The sequence below is a fragment of the Mycobacterium sp. genome (genome assembly GCF_002863225.1).
Classification (GTDB): domain Bacteria; phylum Actinomycetota; class Actinomycetes; order Mycobacteriales; family Mycobacteriaceae; genus Mycobacterium.
The window spans coordinates 110,929-128,082 of the sequence record NZ_PKEK01000009.1 but is presented as its reverse complement, the minus strand read 5'-3'; the positions used below and the strand labels follow the sequence as shown (position 1 = coordinate 128,082).

At 67.0% G+C, this 17,154-nt stretch carries 18 protein-coding genes; 8 read left to right on the top strand and 10 right to left on the bottom strand.

Annotated features, from left to right (window positions below):
• Positions 1-38: 38 nt before the first annotated feature.
• Genes CYU59_RS01960 through CYU59_RS01945 form a run of 4 tightly spaced genes read right to left on the bottom strand, consistent with a single transcriptional unit; the run spans position 39 to position 4,306 of the window.
• A complete protein-coding gene (locus CYU59_RS01960) occupies positions 39-1,280 on the bottom strand; it encodes a D-alanyl-D-alanine carboxypeptidase family protein (RefSeq protein WP_292975243.1) in 1,242 nt (413 codons plus the stop codon).
• Positions 1,281-1,338: 58 nt separating this feature from the next.
• Entirely contained in the window at positions 1,339-2,334 is a 996-nt protein-coding gene (locus CYU59_RS01955; RefSeq protein ID WP_292975241.1) for an SMP-30/gluconolactonase/LRE family protein, read from the bottom strand.
• On the bottom strand, positions 2,331-3,653 hold the full coding sequence (locus CYU59_RS01950) for an aspartate aminotransferase family protein (protein ID WP_292975238.1): 1,323 nt from the start codon (positions 3,651-3,653) through the stop codon (positions 2,331-2,333). The genes CYU59_RS01955 and CYU59_RS01950 overlap by 4 nt, the downstream gene beginning before the upstream one ends.
• Entirely contained in the window at positions 3,650-4,306 is a 657-nt protein-coding gene (locus tag CYU59_RS01945) for an MOSC domain-containing protein (RefSeq protein ID WP_292975236.1), read from the bottom strand. Before CYU59_RS01945 ends, CYU59_RS01950 begins: the two co-directional genes overlap by 4 nt.
• A 22-nt stretch (positions 4,307-4,328) precedes the next feature.
• Here CYU59_RS01945 and CYU59_RS01940 point away from each other — a divergent pair, with 22 nt between their 5' ends.
• On the top strand, positions 4,329-5,276 hold the full coding sequence (locus tag CYU59_RS01940; protein ID WP_292975233.1) for a sigma-70 family RNA polymerase sigma factor: 948 nt from the start codon (positions 4,329-4,331) through the stop codon (positions 5,274-5,276).
• Here CYU59_RS01940 and CYU59_RS01935 read toward each other — a convergent pair.
• From CYU59_RS01935 to sdhC, 5 genes are all read right to left on the bottom strand, one after another.
• Complete coding sequence (locus tag CYU59_RS01935) at positions 5,203-5,814, bottom strand: carboxymuconolactone decarboxylase family protein (protein WP_292975230.1); 612 nt, start codon at positions 5,812-5,814, stop codon at positions 5,203-5,205. The two genes, CYU59_RS01940 and CYU59_RS01935, sit on opposite strands and share 74 nt — an antisense overlap.
• Before the next feature lie 123 nt (positions 5,815-5,937).
• The gene (locus CYU59_RS01930) at positions 5,938-6,732 is read right to left on the bottom strand and encodes a succinate dehydrogenase iron-sulfur subunit (protein ID WP_292975227.1); all 795 of its coding nucleotides are present in this window, start codon (positions 6,730-6,732) and stop codon (positions 5,938-5,940) included.
• Positions 6,732-8,522, bottom strand: a complete 1,791-nt coding sequence (sdhA, locus tag CYU59_RS01925; RefSeq protein ID WP_292975224.1) for a succinate dehydrogenase flavoprotein subunit — start codon at positions 8,520-8,522, stop codon at positions 6,732-6,734. Before sdhA ends, CYU59_RS01930 begins: the two co-directional genes overlap by 1 nt.
• A 10-nt stretch (positions 8,523-8,532) precedes the next feature.
• Positions 8,533-9,003, bottom strand: coding sequence for a succinate dehydrogenase hydrophobic membrane anchor subunit (locus CYU59_RS01920; protein ID WP_292975222.1), 471 nt, complete (start codon positions 9,001-9,003; stop codon positions 8,533-8,535).
• Positions 9,000-9,416, bottom strand: a complete 417-nt coding sequence (gene sdhC, locus CYU59_RS01915) for a succinate dehydrogenase, cytochrome b556 subunit (protein ID WP_292975220.1) — start codon at positions 9,414-9,416, stop codon at positions 9,000-9,002. Before sdhC ends, CYU59_RS01920 begins: the two co-directional genes overlap by 4 nt.
• A 150-nt stretch (positions 9,417-9,566) precedes the next feature.
• Here sdhC and CYU59_RS01910 point away from each other — a divergent pair, with 150 nt between their 5' ends.
• From CYU59_RS01910 to CYU59_RS01900, 3 genes are read left to right on the top strand one after another with little or no spacing between them, the layout of a single operon-like run.
• Entirely contained in the window at positions 9,567-10,004 is a 438-nt protein-coding gene (locus CYU59_RS01910) for a cytidine deaminase (RefSeq protein ID WP_292975217.1), read from the top strand.
• Between the two features lie 43 nt (positions 10,005-10,047).
• A complete protein-coding gene (locus CYU59_RS01905; RefSeq protein WP_292975214.1) occupies positions 10,048-11,349 on the top strand; it encodes a thymidine phosphorylase in 1,302 nt (433 codons plus the stop codon).
• Positions 11,346-12,434, top strand: coding sequence for an adenosine deaminase (locus tag CYU59_RS01900; RefSeq protein ID WP_292975211.1), 1,089 nt, complete (start codon positions 11,346-11,348; stop codon positions 12,432-12,434). Before CYU59_RS01905 ends, CYU59_RS01900 begins: the two co-directional genes overlap by 4 nt.
• A 57-nt stretch (positions 12,435-12,491) precedes the next feature.
• On the opposite strand, the gene CYU59_RS01895 is transcribed toward CYU59_RS01900, so the two are convergent.
• Positions 12,492-13,313, bottom strand: coding sequence for a mycofactocin-coupled SDR family oxidoreductase (locus tag CYU59_RS01895; protein ID WP_292975208.1), 822 nt, complete (start codon positions 13,311-13,313; stop codon positions 12,492-12,494).
• Between the two features lie 96 nt (positions 13,314-13,409).
• Between CYU59_RS01895 and CYU59_RS01890 the strand changes: the two genes are divergently transcribed.
• From CYU59_RS01890 to CYU59_RS01875, 4 genes are read left to right on the top strand one after another with little or no spacing between them, the layout of a single operon-like run.
• Complete coding sequence (locus CYU59_RS01890; protein ID WP_292975205.1) at positions 13,410-13,853, top strand: nuclear transport factor 2 family protein; 444 nt, start codon at positions 13,410-13,412, stop codon at positions 13,851-13,853.
• A 4-nt stretch (positions 13,854-13,857) separates the two neighbouring features.
• Positions 13,858-15,036: a sulfotransferase gene (locus CYU59_RS01885; RefSeq protein WP_292975203.1), complete on the top strand. Its 1,179-nt coding sequence runs from the start codon at positions 13,858-13,860 to the stop codon at positions 15,034-15,036.
• Between the two features lie 9 nt (positions 15,037-15,045).
• On the top strand, positions 15,046-16,290 hold the full coding sequence (locus CYU59_RS01880; protein ID WP_292975200.1) for a hypothetical protein: 1,245 nt from the start codon (positions 15,046-15,048) through the stop codon (positions 16,288-16,290).
• A 1-nt stretch (position 16,291) separates the two neighbouring features.
• Positions 16,292-17,122 (top strand): oxidoreductase, encoded by an 831-nt coding sequence (locus tag CYU59_RS01875; protein ID WP_292975198.1) that lies wholly within the window; start codon positions 16,292-16,294, stop codon positions 17,120-17,122.
• The last annotated feature ends 32 nt before the right edge of the window (positions 17,123-17,154 follow it).

Below are 17,154 nucleotides of genomic sequence, written 5' to 3'. Positions count from 1 at the left end.
ATCTCCCTCCGGGTAGCCGCCCGGTCGACAGTCGCTGCTTAGTGCTGCGGCCGTCGGTTCATCGAGCGCGCCACCATAATCAAGCCGAACACGACGACCGTACCGATCACCGCGACACCGACCCTAATCGGCAAAGCGTCAACGCTCGGTATTAGCGCGGCCGCGTTGGCGGCGGGTCCGCCGCCGTTGTCGCCGGGCCCTGCAGCTTTGGGTGTGGCCAGCGACGGGTCGGGTTCGATCAGCGTCCCCACCCGAGTTCCTGGGGCGGTTGCGAAGCCGTAGTCGAGCAGATGGGCGGCTTGCTGCCACGGCGCAATCGGCACACGGGTGCCGTGCAGCAGCACCGCCACCAGCCGGCGGCCATCCCGGTTGGCCGCGCCGACGAACGTCTGGCCGGCGTCGTCGGTGTAACCGGTCTTACCGCCGAGCGCCCCCGGGTAGTGGTAGAGCAACTGGTTGTCGTTCTCCAGCTCGTAGCCCGGATGGTCGGCGTGACCGGGGAAGTCGAACTTCTCGGTGTGCACGATGTCGGCGAAAGTCGGGTTCTGCCAGGCATATCGGTAGAACAAGCCGATGTCGTAGGCCGAGGTGCTCATGCCGGGACCGTCGAGGCCCGACGGTGTCGCGGCGCGGGTGTCCTTACCGCCGAGCTTGGCCGCCAACGCGTTGATCTTGTCGAGGGCGACCGGCATGCCACCCAGTTGCATGGCCAGCGAGTGTGCGGCGTCGTTGCCGGAGTGCATCAGCAATCCGTGCAACAGCTGGTTGACGGTGTAGATGCCACCGGGGGACACCCCGACCTTGGTGCCTTCTGCAGCGGCGTCCTCGGGTGTGCCGTCGACGTTCTTGTTCAGGTTGAGCTCGCGCAGTGCGGCCGTCGCGACGAGCACTTTGATGACGCTCGCCGGGCGATGACGGCCGTGTGGGTCGCGGGCGGCGACGAGGGCGCCGCTGTCCAGGTCGGCCACCACCCAGGCGTCGGCCGAGACGTCGTTGGGCACCGGCGGGGTGCCGGCGGCGGTGATCACGCCGCAGCCGCTCAGCGAGTTACCGCCGATCGGCGAGGCCGGCACCGGCAACGGCAGCGGCGGCTCGCCGGCCTCGGGGACTTCGGATGAGTCGACCGCGGCCGGGGTCGCCACCTTGTACGGGCAGAGGTCGTGGACCACGGCGGGCTCGGCGAGCGCCGCGGGAACCCCGAGCAGGACCGGCGAGGTGAACAAGAAACCGGCCGCTGCCAGGCACGACGCACGGCGAAGGGCGGGCCCCAAGGCAGTCATGTCTAGGCAGAGTAGGCGATCGAAGGCCCGATTCGAGGGAGCCGCGCTGTTACTGGTGTTACGGATGTTGCAAGTCGAGGTAACCGATGCCGGGCCCGGCGATGCGGCCGAGCCACAGCCGGCCCGGTACTTCTACCAAGCCGGTGATCAGGCCGAAGTCGGGATGCTGGGTGTGGGCCTGAGCCACCACGTGCCCGTCGTCGGGGTCGAAGGCGGCCACCCAGACCGTCGCTTTCGGGTTGGGCAGCCAGCGGTAGGGCAGCAGTCGCCACATCACGCTGCGGATGAGCGGGGCCCGTGGGCCGAGCCATTCGTTGAGCGCGTTGCGCTCCGAGACCAGCGCAACCCAGATCCGGCCGTCCAGACCGGTCGAGATGTTGTCGGGATAGCCGGGTAGCTCGGTGACCAGCGGAGTGACCGTGCCGGCCCGCTCGCCGGCCAGCCAGTACTTCGACAGCCGGCATCCGGCGCTCTCGGCGAAGACCACGGCCGACTCGTCCGCGGTCAGCGTGACGCCGTTCGCGAAGTACAGTCCGCCGGCCAGTTCGGTGACGGTCCCGTCGGGGTCCAGCCGGAACAGCGCGCCGGTGGGGCGTCCCTCGATGACCGAGCCTTTGTAGTACTCGTAGTAGAAACGGCTGGTCGACTCGGTGAAAAAGATTGTGCCATCTGATGATTCGACGACGTTCGAGCAGAAGGTCAGCGGGCGGCCGTCGACGTCGGCGACCAGTGTCTCGATACCGCCGGTTTCCGGGTCGAGACGCAGCAGGCCACGGTGGCTGTCGCAGATCAGCACGCGGCCGTCGCGGGCGACCGCCAGGCCCAGCGGCCGGCCGCCGGTGTCGGCGACCACCTGCGCGTCGCCGTCCGGACTGACCTTGACGATGCGCCCGTCCTCTACACCGGTCCAGATGTTGCCGGCGGCGTCGGCGACGACATCCTCGGCGGCGGTGCCCGGAACCTCGACGATGCGCAGCGCCGCAGTGAAATCCGGCGGGGGGAGCGGTCGTGAGCCAGGCGGCCGCCAGCGGATCGGGTCGATGGGCGGTTTCACCGCACGTCCTTCAGCACGTCGCGCAGGATCGACTCGATGGTGTCGAATTCGGCCGGGCCACTGATCAGCGGGGGAGCGATGACCACGGCCGGGTCGCCGCGGTCGTCGGTGCGGCAGTAGAGCCCGGCCGCGAACAGCGACGACGAGATGCGCGGCAACAGTTCTGCGGCCTCGTCACGCGAAAACGTCTCCCGGGTGGCCTGATCCTTGACCAACTCGATCGAATAGAAGAAGCCCTCGCCGCGCACGTCGCCGACGATCGGCAGGTCGTAGAGGCGCTCCAGGGCGGCGCGCAGGGCGGGCGCCTGGCGTTTGACGTGAGCGTTGATGCTCTCGCGTTCGAAGATGTCGAGGTTGGTCAGCGCCACCGCCGCCGATACCGGGTGGCCGCCGAAGGTGTAGCCGTGCGGGAACACCGTCGACCCGTCGTTGAAAGGCTCGAAGAGCCGGTCGCTGGCGATCATCGCGCCGATCGGCGAGTAGCCCGACGTCAGCCCCTTGGCGCAGGTGATCATGTCGGGTTGATAGCCGAAGTCGTTGCAGGCGAACATGGATCCGATTCGGCCCCACGCGCAGATCACCTCGTCGGAGACCAGCAACACGTCGTAGTGGTCGCAGATCTCCCGCACGCGCTCGAAGTAACCCGGCGGCGGCGGGATCGAGCCGCCGGCATTCTGAACGGGCTCGAGGAACACCGCGGCGACGGTGTCGGGTCCTTCGAATTCGATCGCCTCGGCGATGCGGTCGGCCGCCCATTGCCCGAATTCCTTTGGGTCGGAGCGCAATGGCTCCGGTGCCCGGTAGATGTTCGTGTTCGGCACCCGGAAGCCACCGGGGGTCAACGGTTCGAACGGTGTCTTGTAGGCCGGCAACCCGGTGATCGCCAGTGCGCCCTGCGGGGTGCCGTGGTAGGCGACGGCACGCGAAATGACCTTGTACTTACCGGGTTTGCCGGTCAGCTTGAAATACTGTTTGGCCAGTTTCCATGCCGACTCGACGGCCTCGCCGCCACCGCTGGTGAAGAACACCCGGTTCAGATCCCCGGGGGCGTAACCCGCGATCCGGTCGGCCAACTCGATCGCCGGCGGGGTGGCATACCCCCACAGCGGAAAGTAGGCCAGCGTGCTCGCCTGCCGGGCCGCGGTCTCGGCGAGTTCGACCCGTCCATGCCCGACCTGCACCACGAAGAGTCCGGACAGACCGTCGAGGTAGCTCTTGCCGGCGTCGTCGAAGATCGTCACGCCCTCGCCGCGGGTGATGACCGGCGGTGTGATGCCGGGACCGTGCTTGGCGAAGTGCAGCCAGAGGTGATCGGTCATGTAACACGTTGGCGGACGAAGCTTTTCAGCTCTGCTGACAGCGCCTCGGCCTGCAGCAGCGCCGGCGCCAGACCGGGATCTTTCATCCGGGCGGTGAAAGCCAGCCCGATGGTGACGTCGTGGTCGGGGCGGTACTCGATCGTGATGTCGTCACCCGCGCGCACCTCACCCTGAGCCAGGACCCGGAAATAGGCGCCCGGCACGCCGGCTTCGGTGAACGTCTTGATCCAGCGCGGCCGGTCGAGAAAGGATGCGAACGTCCGGCACGGTGTGCGCGGCGCGGAGACTTCGAGCAGCAGCGTGCCGCTGCCGATCCGCCATCGTTCCCCGATCCGGGTCTCGGTCAGATCGACGCCGACGGTGGTGAGGTTCTCGCCGAACATGCCGTTGTCGAGGGTGACGCCGAGCTGCTCTTCCCACCGGTCCAGATCTTCGCGAGCATAGGCGTAGACCGCTTGGTCGGATTTGCCGTGGAGCTTGGGATTTCCGATGTGGTCTCCGACCAGACCGCTGGCATCGCCTTGCGACTCTCCGGGCGGCCGGACCAATACCGGCTCGATGACCGGACGCTTGTCGATCCCCGTCACGTTGGACTGCGCCCGCGGATCGGGGTTTGTGCTGAGCCGGGCCACATTAACGGACAAGACGTGCACGGGCTCAAGATACGCTCGCGAGATGGCCTCCGCCGAGCAGGTCACCGAATTCGAGTCGTTGCGACCGCATCTGATGTCGGTCGGCTATCGGCTGACCGGCACGGTGGCCGACGCCGAGGACATCGTGCAGGAGGCGTGGCTGCGCTGGAACGCCTACGACGGTGAGATCGACGACCTGCGGGCCTGGCTGACGACCGTGGTCAGCCGACTCGGGCTGGACCGGCTGCGCTCGGCCGCACATCGGCGGGAAAGCTATGTGGGCCAATGGTTGCCGGAACCGGTGGTGACCGGGTTCGACGGCGACGACCCGCTGTCGGTGGTGGTCGCCCACGAAGATGCCCGGTTCGCGGCGATGGTGGTGCTGGAACGGTTGTCACCCGATCAGCGGGTCGCGTTCGTCATGCACGACGGGTTCGCGGTGCCGTTCGCCAAGGTTGCCGACGTGCTGGGAACCAGCGAGGCGGCCGCCCGCCAGCTGGCGTCGCGGGCCCGCCGTGCCGTGACCGCCGAACCGCCGCCGAGCCCCGACCCCGCCCACGACGAGGTGGTGGGCAAGTTGATGGCGGCGATCACATCAGGGGATCTGGCCGCGGCGGTCGCTCTGCTGCATCCGGGGGTGACGTTCACCGGCGACTCCAACCGCGCGGCCCCGACGGCGGCGCGCGTCATCCACGGGCCGGACAAGGTCGCCCGGTTCCTGTTCGGGCTGGCCGAGCGTTACGGGCCCGCCTTCGTGACGTCGAGCCGACTGGCACTGATCAACGGTGAGCTCGGCGCCTACACCGCGGGATCGCCGGGTGACGACGAGCACCAGCCGATGCTGCCGCGGATCACGGCCATGACGGTGCGCGACGGAAAGGTGAGCGCGCTGTGGGATGTCGCGAACCCGGACAAGTTCACCGGTTCACCGCTGCGGAATCTGCCCCGGGCTCGGAAGCCCAGGGGACCCGGCACGAATCCCCGGAGCTGAAGCCCTGCTCGGTGATGCCCAGTGCGGAATTCATTCGGGCACGCATGTTTTCGACGCCGACCTGATAAGTCAGCTCGATCACCCCGTCGTCGCCGAAACGGGCCCGCAGGTCGGCCACCTGCTCGTCGGTGACGGTGTGCGGATCGGTGGTCATCGCGTCGGCGTAGGCGATCGCGGCCCGCTCGTCCTCGGTGAAAAGCGCTGAGGTGGCGTAACTGTCGATCTCGCGGAGCCGGTCGATGTCCAGCCCGTCGAGGCGCTGCAGCATCGAGCCGAAGTCCACGCACCACGAGCAGCCGATCGAGCGCGCGGTCCAGAACACGGCCAGCTCGCGCACGTTGGCCGGCAGCCGGCGCGAGCCGGATTGCAGCAGGGTCTCGTGGACGGCGTTGGCAACCAGCAGTCGCGGGTGGTGTGCGACCACCGCCAACGGCTCGGGGACTTCGCCGAAGCGTCGCTTCGCGTAGCGGTACATCGCGCGGACCAGCAGGCTGGCCCGCTTGGGAGGCAGGGGTTCGATGCGGGTTTTCTGTGTCATGCAGATCAGACGAGGCAGCCCGCGATTGTGTGACAGGCCGTGTTGAGCGCCGAGCGCCCGTCGGGGCGGGCGCCTGGCCGCCAGCGCCCGGCAGGCCGGGCGCGCCGGGCCGGCCAGGCCTACTCAGCGGGCGAACATCAGCGCGCGTTTGACCTCTTGGATCGCCTTGGTGACCTCGATGCCCCGCGGGCAGGCGTCGGTGCAGTTGAACGTGGTGCGGCAGCGCCAGACACCGTCGACCTCGTTGAGGATGTCGAGGCGTTCGGCGGCGGCCTCGTCGCGGCTGTCGAAGATGAACCGGTGGGCGTTGACGATGGCCGCCGGGCCGAAGTAGCTGCCTTCGTTCCAGAACACCGGGCAGCTGGTGGTACACGCCGCGCACAGGATGCACTTGGTGGTGTCGTCGTAACGGGCGCGGTCGGTCTGGCTCTGGATCCGCTCCCGGGTCGGGGGATTGCCGCTGGTGATCAGGTACGGCTTGACCGCGCGGTAGGCGTCGAAGAACGGCTCCATGTCGACGATCAGGTCTTTCTCCACCGGCAGCCCGCGGATCGGCTCGATCGTGATCGTCACGTCTTTGCCGGGCTTCTTCGGCAGCAGATCGCGCATCAGCATCTTGCAGGCGAGCCGGTTGTGGCCGTTGATCCGCACCGCATCGGAACCGCAGACGCCGTGCGCGCAGGAGCGCCGGAAGGTCAGCGACCCGTCCAGGTAGCTCTTGACGTAGATGAGCAGGTTGAGCACCCGGTCGGTCGGTAGGCACGGCACCCGAAAGCTCTGCCAGCCACCGGAATCGGCGTATTGCTCCGGGTTCTCCGGATTGAATCGGGCGATCTTCAGCGTCACCATGACGGCGCCCTCCGGCACGGCCGGCAGGGGAGGATCGCCGGAAGGCGCTTGCAGTGCCTCGGTGCTCATCAGTACTTCCGCTCCTTGGGTTCGTAACGGGTCTGCACCACCGGCTTGAAGTCCAGCCGGATGTCGCTGAGCAGATCGGTGCCCTGCTTGCCGGCCGCGATGTCCTTCTCGGTCCCGATTTCCTTATAGGCCATGGTGTGGCGCATGTAGTTGACGTCGTCGCGGTTGGGATAGTCCTCACGGGCGTGGCCGCCGCGGGATTCCTTGCGGTTCAACGCCCCGACCACCGTCACCTCGGCCAGTTCCAGCAGGAAGCCGAGCTCGATGGCCTCCAGTAGATCACTGTTGAAGCGTTTGCCCTTGTCCTGCAACGAGATTCGCAAATAACGTTCTTTGAGGGAGTGAATGTCGGTCAGCGCCTGCTTGAGCGTCTCCTCGGTGCGGAACACCGCGGCGTTGTTGTCCATCGTCTGCTGCAGCGCGCCGCGCAGGTCGGCCACCCGCTCGTTGCCGTGCTCGGAGAGGATGTCGCCGACCCAGTTGACCACCATCGTCGCCGGGTCCGGCGGCATGTCGACGAAGTCGTGGCCCTTGGCGTAGGCGGCCGCGGCGATCCCGGCGCGACGCCCGAACACGTTGATGTCCAACAACGAATTGGTGCCGAGCCGGTTGGCGCCGTGCACCGACACGCACGCGCATTCGCCGGCCGCGTACAGGCCGGGCACGGTATTGGTGTTGTCCCGCAACACCTGTCCGGTGATGGTGGTCGGGATTCCGCCCATCACGTAGTGACAGGTCGGGTAGACCGGAACCAATTCCTTGACCGGGTCCACTCCGAGGTAGGTGCGGGCGAATTCGGTGATGTCCGGCAGCTTTGCGTTGAGCACCTCTTCGCCGAGATGGCGCACGTCGATGTACACGTAGTCCTTGTGTGGGCCGGCCCCGCGACCCTCCAGCACTTCGCGGACCATCGAGCGGGCGACGATGTCACGGGGCGCCAGGTCGACGATCGTCGGCGCGTAGCGCTCCATGAAGCGTTCACCCTCGCCGTTGAGCAGCCGGCCGCCCTCGCCGCGCACCGCCTCGGAGATCAAGATGCCCAGCCCGGCCAGACCCGTCGGATGGAATTGATGGAACTCCATGTCCTCCAACGGAAGTCCCTTGCGGAACACGATGCCGATGCCGTCACCGGTCAAGGTGTGCGCATTCGAGGTGGTCTTGTACATCCGGCCCGAGCCGCCGGTCGCGAGCACGACGGCCTTGGCGTGGAAGACGTGAATGGCACCGGTGGCCAGTTCGTAGGCGACCACGCCGGTGGCCACCGGGCCCTTCGGAGTATCGGTGAGCACCAGGTCGAGGGCGTAGAACTCGTTGTAGAACTCCACATCGTGCTTGACGCAGTTCTGGTACAGCGTCTGCAGGATCATGTGACCGGTTCGATCTGCGGCGTAACAGGATCGGCGCACCGGCGCCTTGCCGTGGTCGCGGGTGTGCCCGCCGAAGCGACGCTGGTCGATGCGACCTTCGGGGGTGCGGTTGAACGGCATCCCCATCTTCTCCAGGTCGAGCACCGCGTCGATGGCTTCCTTGCACATCACCTCCACGGCATCCTGGTCGGCGAGATAGTCGCCGCCCTTGACGGTGTCGAAGGTGTGCCATTCCCAGTTGTCGTCCTCGACGTTGGCCAGCGCCGCGCACATGCCGCCCTGGGCCGCGCCGGTGTGGCTGCGCGTCGGGTAGAGCTTGGTCAAAACCGCTGTGCGCACCCGCGGTCCGGCTTCCACGGCCGCCCGCATTCCGGCACCGCCGGCGCCGACGATCACCACGTCGTATCGGTGTTCGCTGATCACGTGCGCCTCCCTAGCCCGAGATGTTCGGGTCGAACGTCAGCAGCACATAGGTCCCGAGCACCAGAGTGAACGCCATCGACAGCACCAGCAGGCTGTTCAGCCAGAATCGGGTGGAGTCCTTGCGGCTGTAATCGTCGATGATGGTTCGCAACCCGTTGCCGCCGTGCAATTGCGCCAACCAGAGCAACAGCAGATCCCACGTCTGCCAGAACGGCGAATGCCACCGCTGCGCTACGTAATTGAAGTCGATGCGGTAGACGCCGTCCTCCCACATCAGCATCACGAACAGATGCCCGAGCGCCAGGAAGACCAGCACGATGCCGGAGAACCGCATGAACAACCAGGCGTATTTCTCGAAGTTCGGCATCCCGCCACGCCGGCGCGGGGCCCGCGGGTTGTCCAGGCCGGCCGGGCGGTCGTGGCTGCGTTGCCGAACCGGCGCCACCTGACCGCGACCGAGTTGCAGATCGGGTGAGCTCATCGGACGTGACCGATCATGTGGACGGCGACGACCACCGCGGCGGGCACCACCACCAGTACCCAGACGACAGCGATCGCCCACAGCATCTGCCGTTGGTAACGGGGGCCCTGTCCCCAGAAGTCGATCAAGATCACGCGGATCCCGTTGAGCGCGTGGTAGAGCACCGCGGCCACCAGGCCGAGCTCCATCAGGCCGACCAGCGGTGTCTTGTAGGTCGAGATGACCTCGTCGTAGGCCTGCGGGCTGATACGTACCAGCGCGGTGTCGAGAACATGGATGAACAGGAAGAAGAAGACGGTGGCGCCGGTGATCCGATGCAGCACCCACGACCACATTCCGGGATCGCCGCGATAGAAGGTGCGGCGCAGACGCCGCAGTGGCGAGCCGTCTGGATTCGCGGACGTCGTCGTCATCAGCGCCTCCTGGTAGGACCTGTTGCATCCGCGAATGTAGACCTTTTTGCACTCGTCGATGAACCGCTTCGCGGCTTACGCCATTGACGCTCGCCGGGAATCTAGAGTGACCATGTGAATTAGCCAACAGAGGACGGAGTTCTCCGATGCATGGCATTGACGCGCGAAGCCGCAGCCGTGGCTGACCCGATCGAGTGGAAGCTGCTGCGCGACAGAGCGATTCAGGCAGCTGGAGGCGCGTATGCGCCCTACTCGGGCTTTCCGGTGGGCGCGGCCGCGCTGGTCGACGATGGCCGAATCGTCACCGGTTGCAATGTGGAGAATGTCTCATATGGCCTAGGTCTCTGCGCGGAGTGCGCGGTGGTGTGTGCTCTGCACGGCAGCGGTGGTGGCCAATTGATCGCGCTGGCCTGCGTCGACGGTCGGGGAGCGCCGCTGATGCCGTGCGGCCGGTGCCGTCAGGTGTTGCTGGAACACGGCGGACCGGATCTGCTGATCGACCACCCGGACGCGCCGCGGCGACTGGGGGATCTTTTGCCGGAAGCCTTTGGCCCGCAGGATCTTGTCGCCTACGGGCGGCGCCTGTGAGTTGCGACGGCGACGAAGATCCCGGCACGGCCGGGATTGAGGAGTGGCGTCGATGAGCTTCGATGCGCCGACGGTGATCCGGGCCAAGCGTGACGGAGAACGGTTGTCCGACGCGGCGATCAACTGGGTCATCGATGCCTACACCCGTGGGCAGGTCGCCGACGAGCAGATGTCGGCATTGCTGATGGCGGTGTTCCTGCGCGGCATGGACTATGGCGAAACCGCGCGCTGGACCGCGGCCATGGTGGCCTCCGGTGACCGGTTCGACTTCAGCGACCTACGCCGCGACGGTCAGCCGCTGCGTACCGTCGACAAACACTCCACCGGAGGGGTGGGCGACAAGATCACGCTGCCGCTGGTCTCGGTGATCGCCGCGTGCGGCGGTGTGGTGCCGCAGGCGTCCGGTCGCGGTCTGGGGCACACCGGCGGCACCCTCGACAAGCTGGAGTCGATCGCGGGTTTCACCGGTTCGATCACCGATAGCCAAGTGCGCCAACAACTCTGCGATGTCGGCGCAGCCATCTTCGCCGCCGGGCAGTTGGCGCCTGCCGACGCGAAACTCTATGCGCTGCGTGACATCACCGCCACGGTCGAGTCGCTTCCGTTGATCGCCAGTTCGGTGATGAGCAAGAAGATCGCCGAGGGAACCGGCGCTCTGGTGCTCGACGTCAAGGTCGGGTCCGGGGCGCTGATGCGCTCGGAGTCGCGATGTCGCGAACTGGCCGAGACCATGGTCGCGCTGGGGGCCGAGCATGGGCTGCCGACGTGTGCGGTGCTGACCGACATGAACCGGCCGCTGGGTGCGGCTATCGGCAATGCGCTCGAGGTCGCAGAGTCGCTGGAGGTGCTGGCGGGCGGCGGGCCGCCGGACGTGGTCGGCCTGACCGTCGGCCTGGCCCGCGAGATGCTCGAGCTGGCCGGCATCGATCGGCGCGATCCGGAGCAGACGCTGCGGGACGGAACGGCGATGGACCGGTTTCGCGCGCTGGTCGCGGCGCAGGGCGGTGACTTGTCCATACCTTTGCCGGTTGGTAAGTACTCCGAAACCGTCACCACGAATCGGAACGGCACAATGGGTGACATCGACGCAATGGCAGTGGGGCTCGCGGTGTGGCGGCTCGGCGCGGGCAGATCCCGCCCGGGCGAGCAAGTCCAGGCCGGGGCCGGTATCCAGATCCACCGCCGCCCGGGCAGCCCGGTGTCGGCCGGTGACACCTTGTTCACCCTCTACACCGATACTCCGGACCGCTTTCCGGGCGCGATGGCCGAGTTGGACGCGGGCTACACCGTCGGCGACACGCCCCCGGTCGGTCGCCCGCTGATCATCGATCGGATCACCCCATGACGACGCCGCTGAACGCCGAGACGATCAGGCAAGCGCCGAAGGCATTGCTGCACGATCATCTCGACGGTGGCCTCCGCCCGGCGACCGTGCTCGACATCGCCGGTCAGATCGGCTACGACGGCCTGCCCGCGACGGACATCGATGCGCTGTCGCAGTGGTTTCGCACCGCGTCGCACAGCGGGTCGCTGGAGCGCTATCTCGAACCGTTCTCGCACACCGTCGCGGTGATGCAGACGCCCGAGTCGCTGCACCGGGTCGCGTTCGAATGCGTGGAGGACCTGGCGGCCGACGCAGTGGTCTACGCCGAGGTGCGGTTCGCGCCCGAGCTGCACATCAACCAGGGCCTGTCGTTCGAAGAGGTGGTCGATGCGGTGCTGGCCGGGTTCGCGGACGGGGAGAAGGCGGCGGCCGCCGCGGGGCGTCCGATCGTGGTGCGCTGCCTGGTGACCGCGATGCGGCATGCCGCGCTGTCCCGCGAGATCGCCGAGCTGGCCATCCGGTTCCGCGACAAGGGTGTGGTCGGATTCGACATCGCGGGTGCCGAGGCAGGTTATCCGCCGACCAGACACCTCGACGCATTCGAATACATGCGAAACAACAACGCACGCTTCACTATTCATGCGGGTGAGGCGTTCGGGCTGCCGTCCATTCAGGAGGCGATCGCGTTCTGCGGCGCCGACCGGCTCGGCCACGGGGTGCGGATCGTCGACGACATCGACGTCGCCGACGACGGCGAGGTGCGACTCGGCAGGCTCGCATCGATTCTGCGGGACAAGCGGGTTCCGCTCGAGATGTGTCCGAGCTCCAATGTGCAGACGGGGGCGGTCGGCAGCATCGCCGAGCATCCGTTCGCACTGCTGGCCCGAACCCGCTTCCGGGTCACCGTCAACACCGACAACCGGCTGATGAGTGACACCACGATGACCCGCGAAATGGCGCTGCTGGTGGACGCTTTCGACTACGGGTGGAGCGATCTGCTGCGGTTCACGGTCAACGCGATGAAGTCGGCGTTCATCCCGTTCGACGAGCGGTTGGCCATCATCGACGAGGTGATCAAGCCGCGTTACGCGGTGCTCGTCGGCTAGCCCTCGTTGCCGGGCTCCTCCTCATCGCGCTGCGCGCTCTGCATCGTCACCCGGCCGCTACATGACGATGTGCCCCGCGTCGACCGGCACGGATATCCCCGTCACGTAGCGCGCTCTCGGGCTGACGAGCCACAGCACCGCCTCGGTGACATCCTGCGGCTCGACCAACGGCACATCGGGCAGCAGCATCTGCGAGACGGCCGGATTGGGATTCTCCAGCATCCGGTTGATCACGAAGTCATTGAGGATCATCGGTGTCGCGACACCGCTGGGGTGGATGGAGTTGACTCGAATCTTGTGCGGCGCGTAGGCGTTTGCCGCCGAACGCATCAGCCCGACCACGCCGTGTTTGGAAGCGGCGTAGGCGAACATCGCGGTGCTGCCGTCACCGCCACGGCCCACCAGGCCCTGCGACGAGCTGACCAGAACGATCGACCCGCCGGTGCCTCTGCGGACGATCGACGGCACCGTCGCCAGCAACGTGTGCCACACCCCCTTGAGGTTGGTGTCGACGATCGTGTCGAAGAGCGGTTCGGCGTTCGTTCGGGTGTCGCCGATGGCGACGACCCCCGCGTTCGCGATCACGATGTCGATCTCACCGACCTCGGCTATCCCCGTCTGCACGCCGGCTTCCAGCGCGACACGGTCGCGGACGTCGGCGATGACCGGCACCACTTTGCGCCCGGTCGCTCGAACCAGCTCGGCGGTGGTGTCGAGATCGGCTTCGGTGGCCAACGGGTAGGGAATGGTCTCGACGTCGGCGCAGATGTCGACGGCGATGATGTCGGCCCCCTGCTCGGCCAGGGCGACGGCGTGGCTGCGCCCCTGGCCGCGGGCCGCACCCGTGATGACCGCGACGGAGTTGTCCAGTTCACCCATGGGTGGAAACGTACCGCCCGATTCGGCCTAAAACGCCTGCGACTCGGGGCGGTTCTGCCAGGATTTCAGGGTGATTCGACGTGGGCGCCCGGCGACGTGAGTGGCAGCGGGCGAGAAATCACCAATCTGATCTACCGCTATGCCGAGCTGCTCGACGCCGGTGACTTGGACGGCGTGGCAGGGCTGTTCGCGCACGGGCGCATCTGCGGAGTCGAAAACGGGCCTCCGGAGACGGTGTTCGAGGGAGCCGACGGTGTCCGGCGGATGTATGACATGGCCACCCGCATCTACGACGACGGCACCCCGAAGACCAGACACCACACCAGCAACGTTCAACTCGACATCGACGAGACCGCGGGCAGCGCGCACAGCAAGTCCTACTACTGCGTCACCCAGGCCACACCCGACCTGCCGCTGCAGGTGATCGTGACCGGACATTACAAAGACACCTTTCACCGGCTGGACGGCGCGTGGTGGTTCGACAGCCGCATCATGTTCGTCGACCAGCTCGGCGATGTCAGCCAGCACCTGAAGTTCTGATCGCGTGGAACCGTTCGATCTGGCGGCCGTCCTTGCCGACGCGCAGCGCAAGGAATCGCTGAGCGACTGGGGGCCGGGCGAATTCCAGCACCCGCTGAGCGTTTTGCTGGCCGACTACGCGACCGCCGACCTCAACGCCATCGGAGTGCTCATCCTGCGCGCGGGCATCGTGCACAGCCTGCGGATGCGACTGCGCGCCCAGGAGTGGATCCGCCGACACCCGGAGATCCTCCAGGAGCGCGTGGTTGCGCCGGTTGTGGTGGTCGGGATGATGCGCAGCGGAACGACGCTGCTGCAGCGGCTGCTGGCAGCCGACCCGCGCTTTCAGTGCGCCTACGGCTGGGAGGTCGTCGAGGCGGCGCCCCGCCTGGACTACCCGTTCGTCGTTCCCGGTGTCAGCGATCCAAGGATCGCAGTGAGCGAAGGACGCGAAGCGAAGTCCCGCGAGTTGGCGCCCGACCTGTTCGCGATCCATCCGATGTATGCGCGCGAAGCCGAAGAGGAGATCGTCTTTCTGGCCGATGCGTTCTTGTCGCATGTCCCGGAATCCGGTGCGTGCCTGCCGCACTACCGATCCTGGCTCGACGCACAGGATTTCACTCCCGCCTACACCTACCTGCACCGCATGCTGCAGTTCCTGCAGTGGCAGAAGCGGCAAACCGGGGCACTGGCCCAACGCTGGGTGCTCAAGTCGCCGGCCCATCTCGGCTATCTCGACCGATTGCGGGCCCGATTCGGGGATCTGCACATCGTGCACATGCATCGCGACCCGTGCGCCACCATCGCCTCGGGGGCCAGCCTGAACGCGACGCTACACGCGATGCACGCCGACACCGTCGATGTCGACCGGGTCGGCGCGCAGTGGTTGGAGCGGATGGGCTGGACGAACGACCGCGCGATGGCGGTGCGCGACGGCTGGTCCGACGAGGCCGATCGGGTCACCGACATCGCCTTCGAGGACGCGGTTGCCGACCCGATCGGTCAAGTGGCCCGGGTCTACGACGCGATCGGCCTGCCGCTTACCGGCGAGGCCGAAGCGGCCATGCGACGGTGGCTCGAAGAACGGCCACGCGAAGCGACGCGCCCCCCGTACGGCCTGGCGGATTACGGCCTGCGACCGGAGCAGGTCGACGAGCGATTCGCCCAATACCACAAGCGATTCGATCAGTACGTCGGGAAGTGAGGAGAGCTCATGGCAGAAGACCCCGTCGCGACAGCGGCCCAGCACGAGCAGGAATTGGCGGCGCTCGAACTGATCGAACACCCGGTGGTCAAAGCCGCGTATCAGTCTGTGGCCGAGACCTGGCTGGGACGGGCGAAAGCGACCCCGGCCATGCGGGAACGGTTCGACGACGCCTTCGCCGAGGTGATGTTCTCCGCGGCGATCTGGTCGTCGAACCAGGACAAGCTGCGGCCCAAGGTCAGTTGCATCACGCGGCTGGCGCATCCTGTCGACGGCCGCCGAATCCCCGGATCACGTTGGGGCATCGACAATCCCGACAGCGTGTACCGGGTGATACCGATCTCCGGAGACGAGCGTTACGAGATTCACGGCCGCGTGGGCGAGCACCGGATGACGGAGAACTACTTCACGCTCTGGGATGCCCAGATGGGAACCGTGGATGTGCTGAACGGCCGCACCATGCAGGTGGATTCCGACGGCAGCTTCACCATCACGGTCGACGCGGACGCCGCCAACGGTCGGCCCAACCACGTGCGGACCACCTCGGCGGCGCACGAGTTCTACATCCGCGATGTGCTGCTGGACTGGGGCCGCGACGACCCCAATCACGTTGAGGTGCAACGGCTCGGTGGCCCGCCGGTGACCCCGGCGCGCACCCGCGACGAGCAGGCCGAGGCGACCGCGGCGATGATGGCATACTTCGCGAACTTCACCGGCAAGCTCAGCCACGGCGTCTACAAGATGCCGCCCAACCAGTTCAACCTCGCGTGGTCGGCCGACAAGGTCGGTGCGATGCGCAACCAGGTCTACGTCATGGGCCGCTTCGAACTCGCCCCGGACGAGGCGTTCGTCGTCGACGTGGGTGACGGCGGCGCCGAGTACTTCACTGTGCCGCTGAGCAACATCTGGGGCACCACGCTGGACATCGTCGACCGCACCGGCAGCCTCAACAAGGCGCAGTCGGTGACCAACGAAGGCGGCGGCTACACCTACGTGATCGCGCCGTCCGACCCCGGCGTGGCCAACTGGATCGACTCCGACGGGCTGGGTGAGGCAGTCCTGACGCTGCGGATGGCCGAGTTCGGCGAGTCCGGTCCCAGAGAGGACCTGGGCGCTCACGGCAGGGTGGTCAAGCTGGACCGGCTCGACACCGAAGTGCCGCACCTGCCTCGCGTCACCGCGGAGCGGCGCAAAGCCGAACTTGCCGAACGGCGTTCGGGGTATCTGCGTCGGCTACCGGAAGGGACGGCCTGAGGTGTCACGTTGGTTGATCACCGGATGCTCGACGGGCTTCGGGCGCGAGATCGCCCGTGCGGTCCTGGCGGCCGGCCACAGTGCGGTGGTGACCGCGCGACGGTCCGACGCGGTGCAGGACCTCGCCGACGAATTCGGTGACCGCGCACTGGCCGTCGCACTCGATGTCACCGACACCGACCAGATCGCCGGTGCGGTGTCGGCGGCCGAGAGCGCGTTCGGCGGCATCGACATCCTGGTCAACAATGCCGGTCACGGTTACTTGTCCGCGGTCGAAGAGGGCGAGGACGCCGAGGTCCGAAAGCTGTTCGACGTCAACTACTTCGGTGCGGTCAACATGATCAAGGCGGTGTTGCCGGCGATGCGGGCGCGGGGTTCGGGCCACATCGTGAACATCTCCTCGATGACGGGCCTGGTGGCCAACCCGCCCAACGCTTACTACTCGTCGACCAAGTTCGCCCTCGAGGCGGTGACCGAGGCGCTGGCCACCGAGGTGCGACCACTGGGCATCAAGGTCGTCGCCATCGAGCCGGGCGCTTTTCGTACCGACTGGGCGACGCGCTCGATGAAGGAGACCGCCACTCCGATCGCGGATTACACCGACGTGGCGGCCCGCAAAGACCTGATCAAACAGTTCGCCGACCACCTGCCGGGCGACCCGAAGAAGGTGGCCGAGGCGGTGCTGATGGTGACCGAACTCGACGACCCGCCGCTGCGGCTGCTGTTGGGCCGCGACGTCCTCAAGGCGATGCGCGACAAGATCGCCACGCTGTCGGCGTCGATCGAAGAGTGGAAAGCCGTGACCAAGGACGTGAACTTCCCCGGCTCGTGAGGGCAGGCTTGCGGCGCTATTCGCGCCTGAGC